This is a genomic window from Treponema sp. OMZ 840, from assembly GCF_050937815.1.
Taxonomy (GTDB): Bacteria; Spirochaetota; Spirochaetia; order Treponematales; family Treponemataceae; genus Treponema_C.
The window spans coordinates 66,884-84,086 of sequence record NZ_JACDIJ010000008.1 but is presented as its reverse complement, the minus strand read 5'-3'; the positions used below and the strand labels follow the sequence as shown (position 1 = coordinate 84,086).

Genomic DNA, 17,203 nt, shown 5'->3' with positions numbered 1-17,203 from the left:
AACAAAAAAAAGCTTATGATTGAAGAAAGCCCTTTTTTGTGATAGTATCAAAATCAGATGAAATATTTTGCAGTACAGGTGCGGACTCTAAAAGAAGACTCGTATATAGCGCAGCTCAACGAATATTTGCGTTTTCGCCACGATAAGCAGGAATTTATGTTCCCGAAACGGAAATTATCCGTTCGGCGCATGGGCAAAACAAGTGATGAAATTCGCCCCGTTTTTCCCGGCTATATCTTTGTTGCCGCAGATGAAATAGATCCGGAACTTTTTAATATTATGAGGGGAACAAAGAATTTTACCCGTTTTTTAAAAAACAATAAAGAAATCACACCGATAACGGGGCGGGATTTAACGGTATTGCAGCATTTTTTACATTTCGGGGGCTTAGCGGATACATCGCTGGTTACGTTTGATGAAAATGATCGTATCATTGTAAAGTCGGGGCCTATGCAGGGCTTGGAAGGATTGATTGTAAAAGTCGATAAACGTAAAAAACGGGCAAAAATATCCCTCGATTTTGCAAATGAAAATTTTTTAATAGATCTTGCCTTTGATGTTTTGGAGGAGCACAGCCGTGAAGTCTAAAAATATAAAACAAAATAAAACCAAAACAATCGAAATTCACCGTTCGCCCGTATTTTACAGCGACAAACAAGACGAACATCTTTTATATGCCGTATTGGTACGAAGCCCCGTATCGGACGGTACAATCCGCGACATACGGCATTCGTCTTTACCCGAAGGCTACCGATTGTTTACGGCAAAAGACATTCCGGGCGAAAACAAAATACATACGTTTAATACCGAATTTCCGCTGCTTGCAGCCGAAACAATCTCATATGAGGGAGAGCCTATCGGAATTCTTACAGGTCCCGATTATATACAACTCAATCAGCTTTTAGCGGAATTGGAAATTACATATACACGTTCATTTCCCGATAAAAATAAAACGGATAAAGAAATTGCGGCAAGCCGTCGCTACAGTTTCGGCAATTTCGATAAAGCATGGAGTACATCGCAATTCAAAAGCGACAAAACGTATAAACTCAATGTACGGTTTCCCTCTCATACGGAAACGGACGGTGCTTTTTGCCGTTTTCAAAACAACGAACTTACCGTTTATACACCCAGCCGCTGGCCGAGTCATTTATATCACAATATGTGTTCCGTTTTAAACATCGATAAATCACGCATACAATTATACAAAACACCCTCTTCTTCCGCAAAAACAAATGCTCCGTGGCATAACAGCGTTTTAAGCATTCAATGTGCGCTTGCGGCAATACTTACCGAAGCTCCCGTTTTACTGAGTCTCTCACGCCGCGAACAGCTTTTATATATAGATAATCCGCTGCCCGTAACGATTCGGCATAAAACGGCTTTGAACGAACAAGGCTCGATAACCGCAGCTTCCGTCCGTATTGAAATAGATGCGGGGGCCTTTAATCCCTTTATATCGGCTATTCTTGACAGACTCGCCGTTTCCTGCATAAGCATATATAAACCTCAAAATCTTATTGTAGAAGGCTTTGCCTACCGTTCCCGGACGGCGCCCGGAACGGCCTCCATGCAATGGGCCGACTATCACGGATTTTATGCAATAGAATCTCAAATACAGGAATTGTCGCGTATTTCCAATTTAAATTCCGTTGACGTACGTTTAAAAAATATATTCGATACGCATAAAACACGGCATTCCTTCCCTTTTAAATTTGAAACGTCCCCTATTCATGATGTTATACACGATGTGATTAAAAGAAGCGATTTTTACCGTAAATATGCAAGTTATAAATTAACCGGCTTACAATCGCATTATTTGTTTTCCACTGTTCCGATACGGGGAATCGGATTTTCCTGCGCATATGAAGGTAACGGTTTTTTAGGTACGGAAGTTAATTCTTTACGGCAAAGTTTGGAAGTTTCTATGGAAAAAGACGGCAGTGCGGTTATCTACGCACAAGCTTCATCGGCAACGGTATCGAGTATTTGGAAAAATATAGCCGCCGACCTTTTATCAATTCCGACAAAATCGATTGTTATTGACAGTTGTAATTCACACAGTGAAGAAAACGATTTGCCCGAAACGATTATAAGCAACATAAGTATTATGACTCAATTATTAAAAAAATGTTGCGAAGCTATACAAAAGCTCCGATTCCGCCAACCGCTTCCGATACGGGTTAAACGAAGCCTTGCTCCAGGTAAAAAAAACATGTGGAATTATGACGATTTTTGCGGCACCCCTTTTTATACAACCTCATGGGCGGCGGCTGCGGCGGAAGTGGAATTAAATCCCAAAACCTATACGTATACAGTACGGAACATTTGGGTAACCATAGACGGGGGAACCATTTTATATGATTCAAAAGCGGAATCGGTTATACAACAATGCATAAAGCGCTTGTTTTCCTGTTCCGAAGAATTCCAAACCAATCCGATACCGACGGTTTTTATCAATTTTATTCCCGGAGAAAGCGAGCCGAAGCAAATAGGTGAACTCATATTCAATGTTTTGCCGGCCGCCATAGGCAGTGCAGTATCACAAGCTTTAGGGTACAGAATTGCCGATTTTCCTATCGGCCCGGAAACAATTTATACGCATATACATAAAACCCTCGACGAACATCAAAAGGAGCAGCCGGATGCGAATCCCGTTAAAAATTAACCATAATTCCGTAACTGTCAACTGCGAACCCGATCAACCGCTTGCCTTTGTTTTGCGCAATTTAAATCTGTTTTCGGTAAAATGCGGCTGCGGCAAAGGTCTTTGCGGCGTATGTACGGTTCTTATCGATGAAAAGTCGGTACCTTCATGTCTTATTCCGGTTTCAGCCGTAAAAGATCAAAATATTATAACTTTGGAACATTTTATGAAAACCGATGCATATTCCGATATTTCGCAGGCTTTTGAAAAAAACGATGTAAAACTGTGCGGATTTTGCAATGCCGGCAGAATCTTTGCAATACATGAAATTCTCGAGCAAAGTCAAAGACCGGAAAAACAATTGATAGGAGAATTTTTACGAACATTTTCCTGTCCTTGTACGGAAGACGACCTTTTAGTAAAAACCGCTTTAACGGCGGCAGATATACGCAGAAAACGTCTGGGGAGCATAAAATATGGATTACGTTAAACCCGATACTTTTTTTGTTTCCAATTTAACCGATGCTTTGCAGCAGCTTAAAAACATACCCTCCCTAACGGTTTTGGCGGGCTGTACCTCTTGTATAAAATCTTTAAACGGTACCAAAATACGCTTGCCGCCTGCCGCCCTTTTTATACGGCATATCGAAGAATTGCAAACCGTAGATAAAAAAGAACGTTTTATAGGTTTCGGTGCGGCAGTAAGTTTAAACCGCATTTTAGAATTGGGGAAAAAGCGTATTCCCGATTTTTTATATGATGCCGTTTCTTCGGTAGCTTCTCACAATATCCGCAACTTAGCCACCATAGGCGGAAATATATGTAAAGCAGATCATAAAATGAGTCTATATGCACCGCTTTTGGCAATGGACGCCCGTCTTGAGTTTAAAAGCATAACCGAAACAGTACAGATTCCTATGTCAAAATTCAGTGAAGTTCCGCAAGGCTTTTTGCTCACCAAAGTTCTTATTCCCATGCAGGATTGGTCGGTAACCGCCTTTAACCGGCTCGGCCCCTCATACGAAATAAATCATCTTTCGGTATCTTTTACGTTTTTAGCTGATACGACAAAAGGAATACTGGGAGATATGAGGGCGGCGTTTTGCGGCCCCGTATCCATACGCAGTCACGAACTTGAAAACTCCATTATAGGTTCCCGGCTGCCTTTAAATGAACGCGATATTGAAAACCTGCTTTCTTCGGCTTCACGCTTGTATGATGACGAATTGATACGCCAAAACAAGGATTGTGCGCCCCTATTAAAAAACCAATATATGAATTTACTTCAATATTCTTTAAAAACGCTTATGTGATTTCGAATCAGCGAATAAACATAGCATCGCCGTATGAAAAAAAGCGATAACGGCTTTTAACCGCTTGTTCATATGCATGTAAAATGTGCTCTCTTCCGGCAAAAGCGCTTACCAGCATCAAAAGAGTCGATTCGGGCGTATGAAAATTCGTAATAAGACGATCTACGACATTAAACGTGCATCCCGGATATAAAAAAATGTCGGTAGAAGAAGTTCCGCTGCACAAGCGTCCGTTTTTCCATGCAGACTCCAATGTTCGTACGGCAGTCGTGCCTACCGCCGTTATGGGACGCCCGTCCCGTTTAGCCGAATTTACTTCAAAAGCCGTTTGTTCCGATACGGTATAAACTTCACTGTGCATAACGTGATCTTCTATATTTTCGGTACGGACGGGTAAAAAAGTTCCCAAGCCGACATGAAGGGTAAGATTGGCCATACGGATTCCCTTAGCCTTTAATCGCTCAAGAATGCGGTCGGTAAAATGTAAGCCGGCTGTAGGGCATGCGATGGAACCTGAAATCGCCGCATAGACATTTTGATAGCGGCTGCTGTCTTCGGCCGTATCGGCTCTTTTTATGTAGGGCGGCAAGGGCATATGACCGTTACGTTCAAACCAGTTTTCATCAAGTAAAACCTCATCCGAGCTTACGTTTTTTTTGTGCATTCCGCCAAGCTGCGAGCGGACAAAGACGAGAGTACGAAATTCCGTTCCTTCATCGGCGGCAAAATCGACAATCGATCCTACAGTTCCGTCTTGAAAACGATAACGGCTGCCCGGACGATGTTTTTTCGCATTTTTTACCATAGCACGCCACAGTTCTTTCGGTTCGCCGTTTCCGCAGTGTTTTGACAGTTCCGCATGTGTTTGTTCCGCATGTTCGCCTATTTTTTCAATCAGCAAAAATTCCGCAGGTTTTGAAGAAGCCGAATCAAGTTTTACGGCAAAACAGCGTGAAGGACGTACCTTTGAATTATTAAAAACCATAAGGCTGTCTTTTTCCATGAGGTCCGGTAAATCTTCTATCATATAATGTGCAAGATTTCCGTCCGTTTTATTTAAAACCATCAATTTGTCTTCTCCGCGCACCGAAGAAGGATATTGCGCTATTAAATCTTCGGGGAGATTAAAATAAAAGTCTTTCGTCAGCATGTACGGCTTTTCCCTGTAATCCCAAATGTGTATACGCTTTATCGGTAACCGTGCGCCCGCGCGGGGTACGCTGCAAAAGGCCCGATTGTATCAAATAGGGTTCATAATAATCTTCAAGCGTATCGACCGATTCCCCGATTGAAATGGCCAGGGTTTCCGCTCCTACCGGGCCGCCGCCGAAATTTTCGATAATAGAACGTAAAATCGCACGATCATAATGTTCCAAACCTAAAGCGTCGATTTCCAATTTATCCAAACCCGCGCGGGCAATATCCTTCGTAATATGTCCGCCTCCCAGTACTTGTGCAAAATCCCGCATACGGCGTAAAATACGGTTCGCGACACGGGGTGTACCGCGGGAACAATCGGCCATAATAAAGGCGGCATCCTCATCAATGCCGATGTTCAAAATACCGGCGGAACGCTTGATAATGGCGGAAAGTTCTTCACGTTTATAAAAGCCGAAACGCTGGACTATTCCGAATCGGCTTATAAGCGGACTGGAAACCATACCGGCTTTGGTAGTCGCACCGACGAGGGTAAAAGACGGAATGGGAATACGAACCGTACGTGCCGCCGCCCCCTGCCCTATAACCCAATCAAGTTCATAATCTTCCATTGCAATATAGAGCATTTCTTCTATTGCCGGTTTTAATCTGTGTATTTCGTCGATAAAAAAAACGGTGCGCTCGCTTATTGTCGATAAAATTCCCGCAAGGTCTTTGGGCTTATCCAAAGCGGGCGCACTCGTCACTTTAAAATCGGCGCCCAATTCCCGCGCAGTAATTTGTGCAAGCGTCGTTTTGCCCAATCCGGGCGGCCCGATTAAAAACAAATGGTCCAAACTTTCGGAACGCTCGCGGGCAGCTTTTATAAATACGCTTAAATTTTCTTTTATCTTTGTTTGACCTAAAAAATCATTTAGGAATTTCGGCCGAAGATTTAAATCCTGATCTTCTTCCATTTGTACCGCAGCCCTAAGTATATTTTCAGTCATAATTTCTCCGTTATGCAAGCTCAACAATAGCGCGGCGGAAAAGAATTTCCTCTTGAGCGACTTTATTTTTGGCCATAAAATCCGTATCCGATGATAACAAGTGCAGCAAATTTTCCACCGTTTGCTCGCAGCGGGATTTATCATAGCCCATATTTACTAAAGCGGAAATGACATCCGACCAGGGCGAATACGAGTTTTCGCGTATACGGCCGTTCGATACGTTTGAGCTGTCTTCCAGATTCAGTTTACCTTTTAAGGTAAGCATCATTTTTTGTGCCGTTTTTTTACCGACACCGGGAATTTTTTCCAGTTTGCCGATATCTTCGGAATCCAAAGCCGCAGCTAAATCGCCGGCATTTATCGAAGATAATATGCGAATGGCAGCCTTAGCGCCGACTCCTTCAACCTTCATTAAATCAAGAAAAACGGATCGCTCGTTTGCCGTCGCAAAGCCGAACAGTTTCATCGAATCTTCGCGGTGATACAACCATGTGTACACTTTTACCGTTTCGCCGACAGGACCGAGTGCATCAAGACTTGTAAGGGGCACGGTCAATTCCCATTCCAAACCCTGTGTTTGTATGCAAAGCGTTTGTGAAAATTTAAAAGTCACCGTTCCGGTTATGCTGTTAAACATTATATTACTATAATCGTATCGTCACTTTTTTTCAAGTAAAAAAAGATATTCGGTAACATGCGTATTGCGGTTTTTCAAATTGCGGCTTGCCCGAAAGGTATTATACGGAGATTCAAATACCTGCAAATTACCTTTCGATTTCAGTATGTTTACGAGTGCGTCTTTCGAAATAAAGCCTTCCGAGTTAAACGAAAGAAGAACGAATTTTGCTTTTAAGGCGTCGATAAGTTCTATAAGAGCCTTTTGCGCTTCTTTTCCTTTATTATATACCGAACGGTTCCAATCTGCCGGGATTCCTGATACCGGACTTATATTGTGCGGTTTTTTGTTTTCCGCAATAATATTTAACATAAAATAATTGGAACCGTAGGGATGCTGGTTATAAGGCGGATCCAAATATGCAAGATCCACTTCCGGAACCTCATAGGCAAGTTCGTTTGCATCGCGCCGGTGTATTGAAACGTCACAATCATAATTACTGAATAGAGGGAACGAAAGATTGATATTGCCGATAATACGGCTGAGCGCATCACGGTTTTTCCCGCCGAATTCTCCGATACCTGTTTCCCGATTTTTATAAAATCCTTTAAAAACGCCGGCGGTATTTGCATGTACCGATGCTTCGGCCATAAGCGGGGAAATAAAATACGGATGCAGTCGCTGCGGATAGGTATCGATAAAACTGCGTGCGGTATCTATATAAGCGGCGTTTCTTCGCGTGTAAAAAACCCGCTCGCCTTTTTTAATATTGGAATCGTTTTGGGGTGCATAGGATTCGCTTAAAATACCGTACTTCCAATTGCCGTCAAATTCACAATCTTCAAGATGATCTTTTAAATCGCAAAAAAAACCGCGCAATTCGACCATATCGCGGTCGGCGGCATTGGAAAGATAGCATGTATTTATCATATAACTGTATAATTCCAAATCGTTTGCAATTAAATATGACGCATTTTTTTTAAAATACCGCGCGACAATACCGGAGCCTGAAAATACGTCAAAAAAACGCAATTTATCTGCGTTAAGGCGCTTTTTTACAATATCGACGGCATCACCGATAAAATCAAGGAGCAAACGTTTATTACCCAAATACGTAATAAGCTGTTCCGAAAGGTATTCTGCATTTTCAGTTTCGATTATATGTTCACCAACCATAATACGTCCAATAAATAAAAGTTATAGCACAGTATGAATATGAGTAATAGCCGCAGCTAAAGCATCGGCGGCATGATCGGGCTTGGGAAGTTCGGATAAGCCCAGCAATAATTTAACATATTGTTGAACAAGGATCTTGTCCGCCCTTGCGGTACCGGAAACGGCTTTTTTTATACAGTTGGGTGAATATTCAAAAAGAGGAACGGCATTACGGCTCAGACAAAGGGTTACGGTGCCCCGTGCTTCGGCAACGACAAGTGCACTGGTTACATTTTTTGCAAAATATAAAGTTTCCATACCGGCTTCATTCGGATTATACATATCCAAAATATTTTGAAGCTGATCATAGATATATAAAAGGCGTTCGCCTCTTTTCATATCTTTTTCAGTTTCTATTACGCCCCACCCTACACTGCGGTAACGCGAATCCGCATAATCAATAACAGCCCAGCCGGTAGAAGCAAGTCCCGGATCTATTCCCAATACGCGCCGGAACGAAGTCATTTTCAATAAAGGGGCGCTGCCGGAAACGTTCTTTTCGGTTCCCGGCATTGAACAAAACGTCACCGATTTATTCTGCTTCAAAACCCTCAGGAATATCGATGTTCGAGTACACGTTTTGTACGTCGTCATCTTCTTCCAAACGGTCTATAAGCTTTAAAACCTTCCGTGTCGTATCGGCATCCAAACTGGAATAGGTATCGGGAACCATGGAAATACCCGCAGAAACCGATTCGTAACCCTTATTTTGTAAAAACTCAAGAACGGTTTCAAAATCGGCCGGATCCGTGGTAACGGTGATAACTCCGCTGTCGGCGGCAATATCTTCCGCTCCCGCCTCAAGTCCCGCTTCCATCAGCTCGTCTTCATTGACCGCTTCGGCATCGTATTCGATAACCCCCTTACGGTTAAACATATAGGCAACCGAACCGGTAGCTCCTAAGTTACCGCCGCTTTTTGAAAAGATATTGCGTACATTCGCCGCAGCACGGTTATTGTTATCCGTAAGTACTTCAACCAAAACGGCAACACCGCCGGGACCGTAGCCTTCATAGATTTTTTCTTCGTATACGGAACCTCCGAGTTCTCCCGTGCCTTTTTTTATAGCCCGTTCAATATTATCTTTAGGCATGTTTGCGGCACGGGCTTTGAGTATCGCAGTACGAAGCCGCGGATTGGAAGCCGGATCGCCGCCGCCCATTCTGGCGGAAATGGAGATTTCCTTGATAAATTTCGTAAACAGCTGCCCCCGTTTTGCGTCGGCAGCACCTTTTGCGTGTTTAATGGTCGCCCATTTACTATGTCCTGACATCGAAACTCCTATCACATATAAAAATACATTATATTATACCATAAGCTGAATTCTCTGTCAATTCAGCATTAAAGGTGCATGTATGGCAAAAAACAACAAATAATGCAAAAAAATAAAAATTACAAGCATACATTTTAACCGATGTCACTTTTAAGCGATTGACTAAGATAGCAAAAAAGGGTATATTTAATACACTCTTATTTTTCGGAGGTTATTATGGCAGGAGCCAGTAAAAACTCTCGTACGACAGTTTCAACCCATAAGTTTTTTTGCAGCTGCGGCGGTGAAGTTATTATGAAAACAATGTGTGAAGGCGGAAAAGTAAAAAATGTTGCCGAATGCACAAAATGCAAACGCACCGAACGCCGTCCGAAAGACTTTAGATAAAAGACTCAATCGGGGTTTGTGTCTAAAGCTTGGTTGTTTTTAGACATCCGAGGGGAAACTCAGCAAAAAGCTGTCTTAAAGGTGATACCTGTAGGACGGCTTTTTTATTTTAAAGGCAAAATCTCTTAGAAGCTAAACATTTTAAATATCCAAAAACCGCCGAATCGAAGTGCAAATTGTTTCGGTAGAATCAAAAAGGCGCTTACTTTCAGGCAAGCTGTTTAAAAATAAATTTCCGTAGGGCATTATGAGAAGGCGTTTATCCAAAACGCTTACGACACCGAAATCGGAGCAATGACGTATCAGGCGGCCGAAACCTTGACGAAAATGAATAATCGCTTCCGGAATGCTTAAATCCATAAAAGACGATAATCCGCGTGAATCCAAATTCTCACACCGTGCTTGAAAAACAGGATCCGAAGGAACACTGAACGGCAGTTTTACAATAATGACGTGAGATAAACTTTCGCCGGGTACATCGACACCTTCCCAAAACGAATCGGTTCCGAAAAGTACACTTGTCGCATCTTTTTTAAAAGTTTCCAATAAGCGAAAGCGGTCATCGTCTCCCTGTTTTAAAACACGAATCCCCTCCTTTGCCAAAATAGTACGTGCATAGGTACAAGCGGATTGTAAAGATTCGTAAGACGTAAAAAGCACAAGGGAACGTCCGGCGGATGAACGTATAAGGCGGACAATTGTTTGTTCAAGGGTTTGTTGAAAACCATCGTTATTCGGTACCGGCATATCTGAAGCGACGGTCAGCAAAAGATTTTGTTTATAATTAAAAGGTGATATAAATTCCGCGCACAGTAAACGTTCTTTTTCCGCAAAACAAGCGCCTGTCCTTCCCAGCCAATAAACAAAACTGCCCGTTCTCTTTGCGGAACTCGATGTTAAGGTAGCCGAAGTACAAACAACTGTTGGTATGGGTTCAAACAGATTTTCGTATATCGGCGGGGCTATATCAAGGGGCGTTTCATAACAAACCGGATAAAAACCGCCTTTTTCAAGCGAATGTTTTTCCACCCAAAAAACGGAAGCACTCCTATCGGCCCATTCGCCGAAATTTTTACATACCAAAGCCGCACTTTCAAGGCGGCGCAAAATATGCCGCGTTTCCCATACACATTGTCCGGCTTGTTCCTCTTCGTTTATACCGTCGATAAGATTTCTAACGGATGAACATAAAGAGGCGATCTCTTTTGCAAGTAATTCGGCCGCTCCGATAAACGAAGTTGCCCGCGAAACCGTAGCTTCACACAGTCTGCATGACGAAGCTCCCGCCAAAAAAGACAAAGCGGCTTCTTCCATATCCTGTAAGCGGGTTTTGATAACTTGAATTAAAGAAATTGCTTCTTGCAGCGATTCTTCCGCCGAAGACAATGTTTGCAAAGTATATAAGAGTCCCGCCGCCGACGTTTTACGTATTCGGTACAGTTTATTCAGTTGTTTTGTAAAGCTAAAGCGGTTTACCGAACTTGAAAAAAAACTGGTCGCCGCACTTTCAATGCCGTGCGCTTCATCCAAGATAAGCCGTTTGTACGGCGGCAAAACGGCAATATCTTCAAACCCGGCTCCCGCGGAACGCATTTCTATATCGGCAAACAGTAAATGGTGGTTAACAATTAAAATTGAAGCTTCTGCCGCTCTTTTACGCATTTTCATCACAAAACAGCTTTCGTAAAACGGGCAACGGTTACCCAAACAAGCATCGCTTTCCGAGTTAACCCGCTGCCATACGGAAAAAGACGGCATAAAACTTAAATCGGAATTACTTCCCGTTTCGGATGTTTTTGACCATTCGAGAATTGTGTATAAATCTTCTTTTTCTTCATCAAATAAATCGGTTTCTTCCAAACTGTCATGTAAACGGCGTAAACACAGATAATTTTGTCTGCCTTTCATAAGGGCGGCTTTAAAATCAATGCCGAGTAAGCGGCGTACCGCCGGAATATCTTTTTCAAATAATTGCTGTTGTAAATTGATTGTACCGGTGGAAATAACCGAACGTTCTTTATTTTTTACCGCCCAAAGTATTGCAGGAATCAAATATGCAAACGACTTTCCGACACCGGTTCCGGCTTCAAAAACACCGATTTTATCTTCATTGAAAGCCGTACAAATATGCTGTAATAAGTCTATTTGACCTTCGCGTTCCTCAAAACCGTCGAATATTTTTTCCGCAGGTCCGCCGGCCGAAAGCCAATGAGAAACTTCAAGAGGATCCAATAATTCCAAAGGAGTCGATTCAAGTTCCATAGAGTTCCTATAAATAAAAAAAAGGCCGATTCGAAAGAACCGGCCTGCCATCTCCTAGGGGAATTGAACCCCTGTTGTCGGGATGAAAACCCGATGTCCTAACCACTAGACGAAGGAGACATACCGCAATAAGCGACTTGCATATAATATCAAAAACGGAATTTTATGTCAAGTGGGATTATATTTTCTATTTCTAAAAGATTTTTAATTTTGAAAACGGCTTTTTCATGTTTTGAAGCATCAGTACCTATCGCAACAGGTACAAACCCTCCCCTTGCTGCAGCTTCAATTCCCATATACGCATCTTCAATAACTAAACACTGCCCCGGGGAAAGATGCAGAAAATCCGCAGCCTTTTGGAACACTTCCGGATGCGGTTTTGAATGGCTTATCATTGAGCCGTCGACAACGACATCAAATTGTTGCCTAAGCCCTATTTTATTAAGTATAAGAGGAGCATTACAACTGGCGGAACCGACTGCAATTTTTATTCCTTTTTTCTTTAAAAACGATATTACCTCAAACGCTCCTTCGCTTCTATCCGCCAGATTCATATTTGAAAGCATTCTTCTATAATCTGTATTCTTTTCATCTGCAAGCTTTTGTTTTTCTTCAACTGTAAACGAACTACTTTTTTCGCCCAGCACAATATCCAAACTGGCCATACGACTTATTCCCCTTACTTTATCCTTTAAGCTTTCATCGATTCTAAGCCCCAGCCGTTTTGCAAGATTTTTCCATGCAATAAAATGATAAGTATCTGTAGAACACAGAACACCATCGAGATCAAATATGACACCTTTAATTTTATTCATGAGTACATAATGAAATAAGATCTTCTAGTTGCGCCGTTGCAAGGCATTCAACCATATCACTTGCACCATAGTAAATTTTTACTTCATTGTTTTCTTCCAATATCATTCCTCCGGGAAATATAACATTAGTTCTAAATCCGACATCAACTTCCCAATATGTTTCTGGAACTATGAGAGGTTCTTTTGAAAAACCGATTATTTTTTTAGGATCCTCTAAATCCAAAAGCATTATTCCGGTCATATAGCATTTTTGCCATTTATCTTCCCAGCCGTTTTTTCCTCTTGAAATATCTTTGTGAACTGCATGGAAAAGCGTTAACCAACCTTTATTTGTTTTTACCGGAGGAGCTGCAGGTCCAAGTTTGTCATTTGCATATGAAACCGACTCCAAGCCCAGTAAAAGCGAACTCCCACCCCAGTATTCTAAATCCGGAGAATTTGATATCCAGATATCAAAACTGTCCTTTCCATCACGAGAGTAAACCGGCATTGGACGTTCCAAACGATAATACTTATTGTTTATCTTTTCCGGAAACAAAACCATATTTCGGTTGTCAGGCAAAGACAAACTGATTATTGTAACGCTGTCTAATTTTTCCGAAATTTTTGCGATTCCTCCCCTTAGTCCGTGATATGTATCAGCAGCAAAACATAAATATAATTTATGTTCAATTACAGTCAATCTCGGATCGTATATTCTAAATATTTCATTATCAGCAATCTTTTCAGCACTCCAAAAAGGATTCGAATCACATTTCCATGTATATCCGTCGGTGCTCCTTGCAAAGCCCAAATAGGTCCCTTTAAACTTGTTCCCTCCCATAAATTGTGATGGGCCTTCTATATATCCATAATCGTCACGAAAGAGCATTATATACTCTCCGTTAAATTTCACGACACCGGCATTAAATACCAATTGTGCATCATAGGGGACCATAGATGCATCTAATACAGGTTTTCCATTACTATATCGCTTAATATATACCGAACTATGGTAATTCGTCATTGCAGGCATCGTTATACCTTCTTCGTACCTAAATTTTCATAAAATCTCATAATTTTCCGCAAACCGGACAAGTCCATCATTCTTCGGTCATTATCTTTCTTTCTATAAGATTAACAGGCAGAATGCCTGTTGACTTCTTCTTTCCTAAAAGAACATCTATAGCAATCTTTTGACATAATTGGCCATCGTAAGCACAGATTATTCTGGGAACATACAAAAATTCACGACATGCATAGGGGCAGCCTGAAAGAATTACACATACAAGTTTAGATTTAAGACCTTCCATCATCGCAAGCATTCTTCGAGGAATATCACTTGTCCCCCTGTATGACTCATTTTTAGTGCCAAGAACCATAACTATGCGAGAGTAATCCATAGTCTTTGCCATAAATCTTTCCTGCTGATTTCTTGCAGGAAATTCCGGCAGATAGAGAATAGATGCTTTGGGATAATTCTTTTTTATATTTTCTTCAAAGGTTAAAAAATTGTAGCTTTCTCTTTTTAATTCTCCAGTATCAAAATCTTCATATATGTTTCCTTTTTGGAATACAAAAAGCAAATCAGTACCGTCAAACAGCTTTGTAGCACTACCATTTTTTCTTATATCAATAACAGCATCGACGCTCATTTGAAAAACGGTACTTCTATCCTCTTCCGAGATATCAGAAACTACCGGTTTTTTTAATGTGCGATTTTGCGCCGTTATCACACGTCTTGCCGCATTATTGATTTGTTCTTCACTTACAATACCTTTTTTATAGGCATCCAGCATATATGTGTACGCCTCTTTACAACTGATTCTATAACTTGTAAGAACCATATCTATACCGGCCGCCATAGGGAGTTGATGACAAGTTTCAAGTCCAAAGATATTAGTCAATCCAATCATCGCAAGGCTATCTGTTATCATAAGACCGTCATATCCCTGATTACGTATCACATCAACTATTTTCTTTGAAAGAGATGCCGGATATTGCGGGTCTACCTTTGGAACCATAATATGACCAACCATTATTCCGGAAAGATCGGCACTTTTTATTGCTTCAGTATATGGAACAAGTTCACGGTTTATCAAGGTTTTTTCATCTGCATCTAAATATACCATTCCTATATGTGAATCTACCGGAGAATATCCAAAGCCAGGATAATGTTTACCTGTAACGACCATTCCTTGATCCTGGTAACCTTTTATCGTTGCAATAGCGTACTCTGAAACTTTTTCTTTTGTGTCAGCATATGCCCTACTCCCGACACAACTGCTCAAGGGTAAGGCGGCAATATCCATTATTGGCCCAAAAACAGTATTGTAATATCCTTTTTTTGCTTCTATTGCAGTAATACGACCGTATTCATATGCCAGCTTTATATTATTAGTTGAAGTCAATGCCATTTGATATGGAAGTTCAATATTACCATAATTAAATCCATATTCCATGTCATCTCCAATTAAAATCGGATAATCTGCATTCTCTAGAACTTTCTCCAGCAGGTATTTTTCTCCTGGACAATAATAATTTTCATGAACATATCGAAAAGAAAGATGTATCCCGCCAAGACTATGATTTCGTATCATCTCCAAAGTAAAATCTAAATCTTCAGCATCTATAGGATTTCGCATAAAAAGCATTAAACCAATTTTTTGCTCAATAGTGAGTTCTTCAATATGTAATGTTTTAAGTACTTTCATTGAATTACTCCTTAATTGAACCTTGTGTCATACCTTCTATAAAATATCTGTTACAAAACATATAAACAATTAAAATAGGCAATATGCTCATTATTGTACCGGCCAACATTGTATTCCACGCAGCAATCCCGTCTCCTTGATCTTTTAGTAATACAACACCTACAGTAAGAGTACGCAATTTAGGCTGTGCAATAGTAAAAGCAAGAGGCATCATATAGTTATTCCAAGAATCCCGAAAGGAAAGAATTGCCGATGTCGCCAATATGGGTTTTATTATCGGAAGTATTATTCCTATATATATACGAAAAGTGCCGGCTCCATCTATTCTTGCACTTTCATCAATTTGTTTCGGTATTCCATCACAGTATCCCATAATAAGAATTGAATAAAACGGCTGAAGAGTAGCTACTTCCGCAATTACCATCCCCCAAATTGAATTCAAAAGTCCCATTTTATTACAAAGTAAAAAAATAGGATAGAGCGTTACAGCACCGATTAAAAAAAGCATAACAGCAAATATAAGAGTAAGAATTTTCTTCCCAGGAAAATTAAAGCGGCTCATAATATATCCTGTCATACTGGTTGTAATGACTGTTCCGATTACCGAAAACAATGAAAAAAAGATACTATTTAGTGTATATCTGGCAAAGTTTGCCTGTTTCCACGCTTTAGTATAATTTTGCCATTGAAATGCATCCGGAAATATTTTTGTCCCACCAACAAGAAATTCATTGATAGTTTTAAATGATCCTCCAAACGCATATACAAGAGGGAATCCTATAAAAGCTATAACAATCACAAGAATAAAATAAACTAATATCTGTGAAATGATACGTTTTTTCTTATTCTCTAACATATTAGACTCCTACCCGTTATCCTTCATTCCTCTTATCAAATAGCTATAGGTGCCTGTAACAATGAGAATTATCAATGTAGTCACTATACTAACAGACGATGCATATCCATGCTGCGGAGTACCGGGATTTTCGAAAAAATATCTAAAAATATACATTGTCATTACATCCGTGGCATTTCCAGGCCCTCCGTTGGTAAGTGCTTTAACCGAGTCAAAAAGTTTTAATGTGTTTAAAATAGAAAGAACTGAAATAATTTGAAACATTTTTCCCATCATAGGAATCGTTATCTTAAAAAAAATTTGCCTGGAATTTGCTCCGTCAATGGTTGCACTTTCAATCACATCATGGGGGATTCTTTGAAGTGCGGCAAGAAATAAAACCATATAGAAACCTACCCCGCTCCATGTACAAAATATAACTACTACCAATTTTGCAAGAATACCATTTCCAAGCCATTCTATAGGTTTTGAAATAATATGCCATGACTGTAAAAAAGCATTGACAATACCATTATACGAAGCAAACATTAGAAAAAACACAATTCCCATTATCGCAGTACTTGTAATATTGGGAGCAAATATAATAGCTCTTGCTATTCCGCTCCCTTTAAATTTTTTATTAAGCAAAGCAGCAAGAAAAAGTGCAAATGGAATCTGCACAATTGGAATAAGCAGTCCAAATTCTAATGTATTTTTCACTGAAATCCAAAATGACCTGTCTAAAAAAACCCGAACATAATTATATAGGCCGATAAATATCGGATCTGAAAATCCGTTATACTGCATAAAACTGTAATAGAATATATAAACAATAGGATATATTCCGAATAGAATTACCAAAATAACTGTCGGTAAAATCATGAGATATTGAACAACATTCTCTTTGAGTAATTTTCTGATATCGTTGTTCGCGTTTGCAGAATTAAATTGTTCCATAGTTTTTCGATTGCATAATTGGGGCCAGCCAAAAAAGCAAGTT

General features: G+C 40.5%; 17 protein-coding genes and 1 tRNA gene. 5 read left to right on the top strand and 13 right to left on the bottom strand.

Going from position 1 to position 17,203, the window contains the following annotated elements:
• Positions 1–57 precede the first annotated feature (57 nt).
• The 4 genes from loaP to H0R92_RS10430 are packed head-to-tail and all read left to right on the top strand — an operon-like array spanning position 58 to position 3,960.
• Positions 58–588 (top strand): antiterminator LoaP, encoded by a 531-nt coding sequence (gene loaP / locus H0R92_RS10445; protein WP_432964278.1) that lies wholly within the window; start codon positions 58–60, stop codon positions 586–588.
• Positions 578–2,668 carry a xanthine dehydrogenase family protein molybdopterin-binding subunit gene (locus H0R92_RS10440; RefSeq protein ID WP_432964275.1) on the top strand — a complete coding sequence of 697 codons (2,091 nt, stop codon included), beginning with the start codon at positions 578–580 and terminating at the stop codon, positions 2,666–2,668. The genes loaP and H0R92_RS10440 overlap by 11 nt, the downstream gene beginning before the upstream one ends.
• Positions 2,646–3,137 carry a (2Fe-2S)-binding protein gene (locus tag H0R92_RS10435; protein WP_432964272.1) on the top strand — a complete coding sequence of 164 codons (492 nt, stop codon included), beginning with the start codon at positions 2,646–2,648 and terminating at the stop codon, positions 3,135–3,137. The genes H0R92_RS10440 and H0R92_RS10435 overlap by 23 nt, the downstream gene beginning before the upstream one ends.
• A complete protein-coding gene (locus tag H0R92_RS10430) occupies positions 3,124–3,960 on the top strand; it encodes an FAD binding domain-containing protein (protein ID WP_432964269.1) in 837 nt (278 codons plus the stop codon). The genes H0R92_RS10435 and H0R92_RS10430 overlap by 14 nt, the downstream gene beginning before the upstream one ends.
• A 7-nt stretch (positions 3,961–3,967) precedes the next feature.
• Here H0R92_RS10430 and queA read toward each other — a convergent pair whose 3' ends face one another.
• From queA to H0R92_RS10400, 6 genes are all read right to left on the bottom strand, one after another.
• Entirely contained in the window at positions 3,968–5,110 is a 1,143-nt protein-coding gene (gene queA, locus H0R92_RS10425) for a tRNA preQ1(34) S-adenosylmethionine ribosyltransferase-isomerase QueA (protein WP_432964266.1), read from the bottom strand.
• Positions 5,085–6,107, bottom strand: coding sequence for a Holliday junction branch migration DNA helicase RuvB (gene ruvB, locus H0R92_RS10420; RefSeq protein WP_432964263.1), 1,023 nt, complete (start codon positions 6,105–6,107; stop codon positions 5,085–5,087). Before ruvB ends, queA begins: the two co-directional genes overlap by 26 nt.
• Before the next feature lie 10 nt (positions 6,108–6,117).
• Positions 6,118–6,744 (bottom strand): Holliday junction branch migration protein RuvA, encoded by a 627-nt coding sequence (gene ruvA / locus H0R92_RS10415; protein WP_432964260.1) that lies wholly within the window; start codon positions 6,742–6,744, stop codon positions 6,118–6,120.
• Between the two features lie 21 nt (positions 6,745–6,765).
• Positions 6,766–7,899: a DNA adenine methylase gene (locus H0R92_RS10410; RefSeq protein WP_432964257.1), complete on the bottom strand. Its 1,134-nt coding sequence runs from the start codon at positions 7,897–7,899 to the stop codon at positions 6,766–6,768.
• A 21-nt stretch (positions 7,900–7,920) separates the two neighbouring features.
• On the bottom strand, positions 7,921–8,403 hold the full coding sequence (gene ruvC, locus H0R92_RS10405; RefSeq protein WP_432964349.1) for a crossover junction endodeoxyribonuclease RuvC: 483 nt from the start codon (positions 8,401–8,403) through the stop codon (positions 7,921–7,923).
• A 67-nt stretch (positions 8,404–8,470) separates the two neighbouring features.
• The gene (locus H0R92_RS10400; RefSeq protein ID WP_432964254.1) at positions 8,471–9,211 is read right to left on the bottom strand and encodes a YebC/PmpR family DNA-binding transcriptional regulator; all 741 of its coding nucleotides are present in this window, start codon (positions 9,209–9,211) and stop codon (positions 8,471–8,473) included.
• Between the two features lie 216 nt (positions 9,212–9,427).
• On the opposite strand from H0R92_RS10400, the gene H0R92_RS10395 reads away from it, so the two are divergent.
• The gene (locus tag H0R92_RS10395) at positions 9,428–9,598 is read left to right on the top strand and encodes a hypothetical protein (protein WP_432964251.1); all 171 of its coding nucleotides are present in this window, start codon (positions 9,428–9,430) and stop codon (positions 9,596–9,598) included.
• A 141-nt stretch (positions 9,599–9,739) separates the two neighbouring features.
• On the opposite strand, the gene H0R92_RS10390 is transcribed toward H0R92_RS10395, so the two are convergent.
• The 7 genes from H0R92_RS10390 to H0R92_RS10360 all read right to left on the bottom strand — a co-directional run bounded on the left by H0R92_RS10390 (position 9,740) and on the right by H0R92_RS10360 (position 17,160).
• Positions 9,740–11,860, bottom strand: coding sequence for an ATP-dependent DNA helicase (locus H0R92_RS10390; protein ID WP_432964248.1), 2,121 nt, complete (start codon positions 11,858–11,860; stop codon positions 9,740–9,742).
• Positions 11,861–11,908: 48 nt separating this feature from the next.
• Positions 11,909–11,980 (bottom strand) — tRNA-Glu (locus H0R92_RS10385).
• Between the two features lie 29 nt (positions 11,981–12,009).
• The gene (gene pgmB, locus H0R92_RS10380; RefSeq protein ID WP_432964245.1) at positions 12,010–12,675 is read right to left on the bottom strand and encodes a beta-phosphoglucomutase; all 666 of its coding nucleotides are present in this window, start codon (positions 12,673–12,675) and stop codon (positions 12,010–12,012) included.
• Complete coding sequence (locus H0R92_RS10375) at positions 12,668–13,690, bottom strand: glycoside hydrolase family 130 protein (RefSeq protein WP_432964242.1); 1,023 nt, start codon at positions 13,688–13,690, stop codon at positions 12,668–12,670. Before H0R92_RS10375 ends, pgmB begins: the two co-directional genes overlap by 8 nt.
• 67 nt (positions 13,691–13,757) lie before the next feature.
• Complete coding sequence (locus H0R92_RS10370) at positions 13,758–15,368, bottom strand: glycoside hydrolase family 3 protein (protein WP_432964239.1); 1,611 nt, start codon at positions 15,366–15,368, stop codon at positions 13,758–13,760.
• A 4-nt stretch (positions 15,369–15,372) separates the two neighbouring features.
• Positions 15,373–16,224, bottom strand: coding sequence for a carbohydrate ABC transporter permease (locus tag H0R92_RS10365; protein ID WP_432964236.1), 852 nt, complete (start codon positions 16,222–16,224; stop codon positions 15,373–15,375).
• Between the two features lie 9 nt (positions 16,225–16,233).
• Complete coding sequence (locus tag H0R92_RS10360; RefSeq protein ID WP_432964233.1) at positions 16,234–17,160, bottom strand: carbohydrate ABC transporter permease; 927 nt, start codon at positions 17,158–17,160, stop codon at positions 16,234–16,236.
• Between the last annotated feature and the right edge of the window lie 43 nt (positions 17,161–17,203).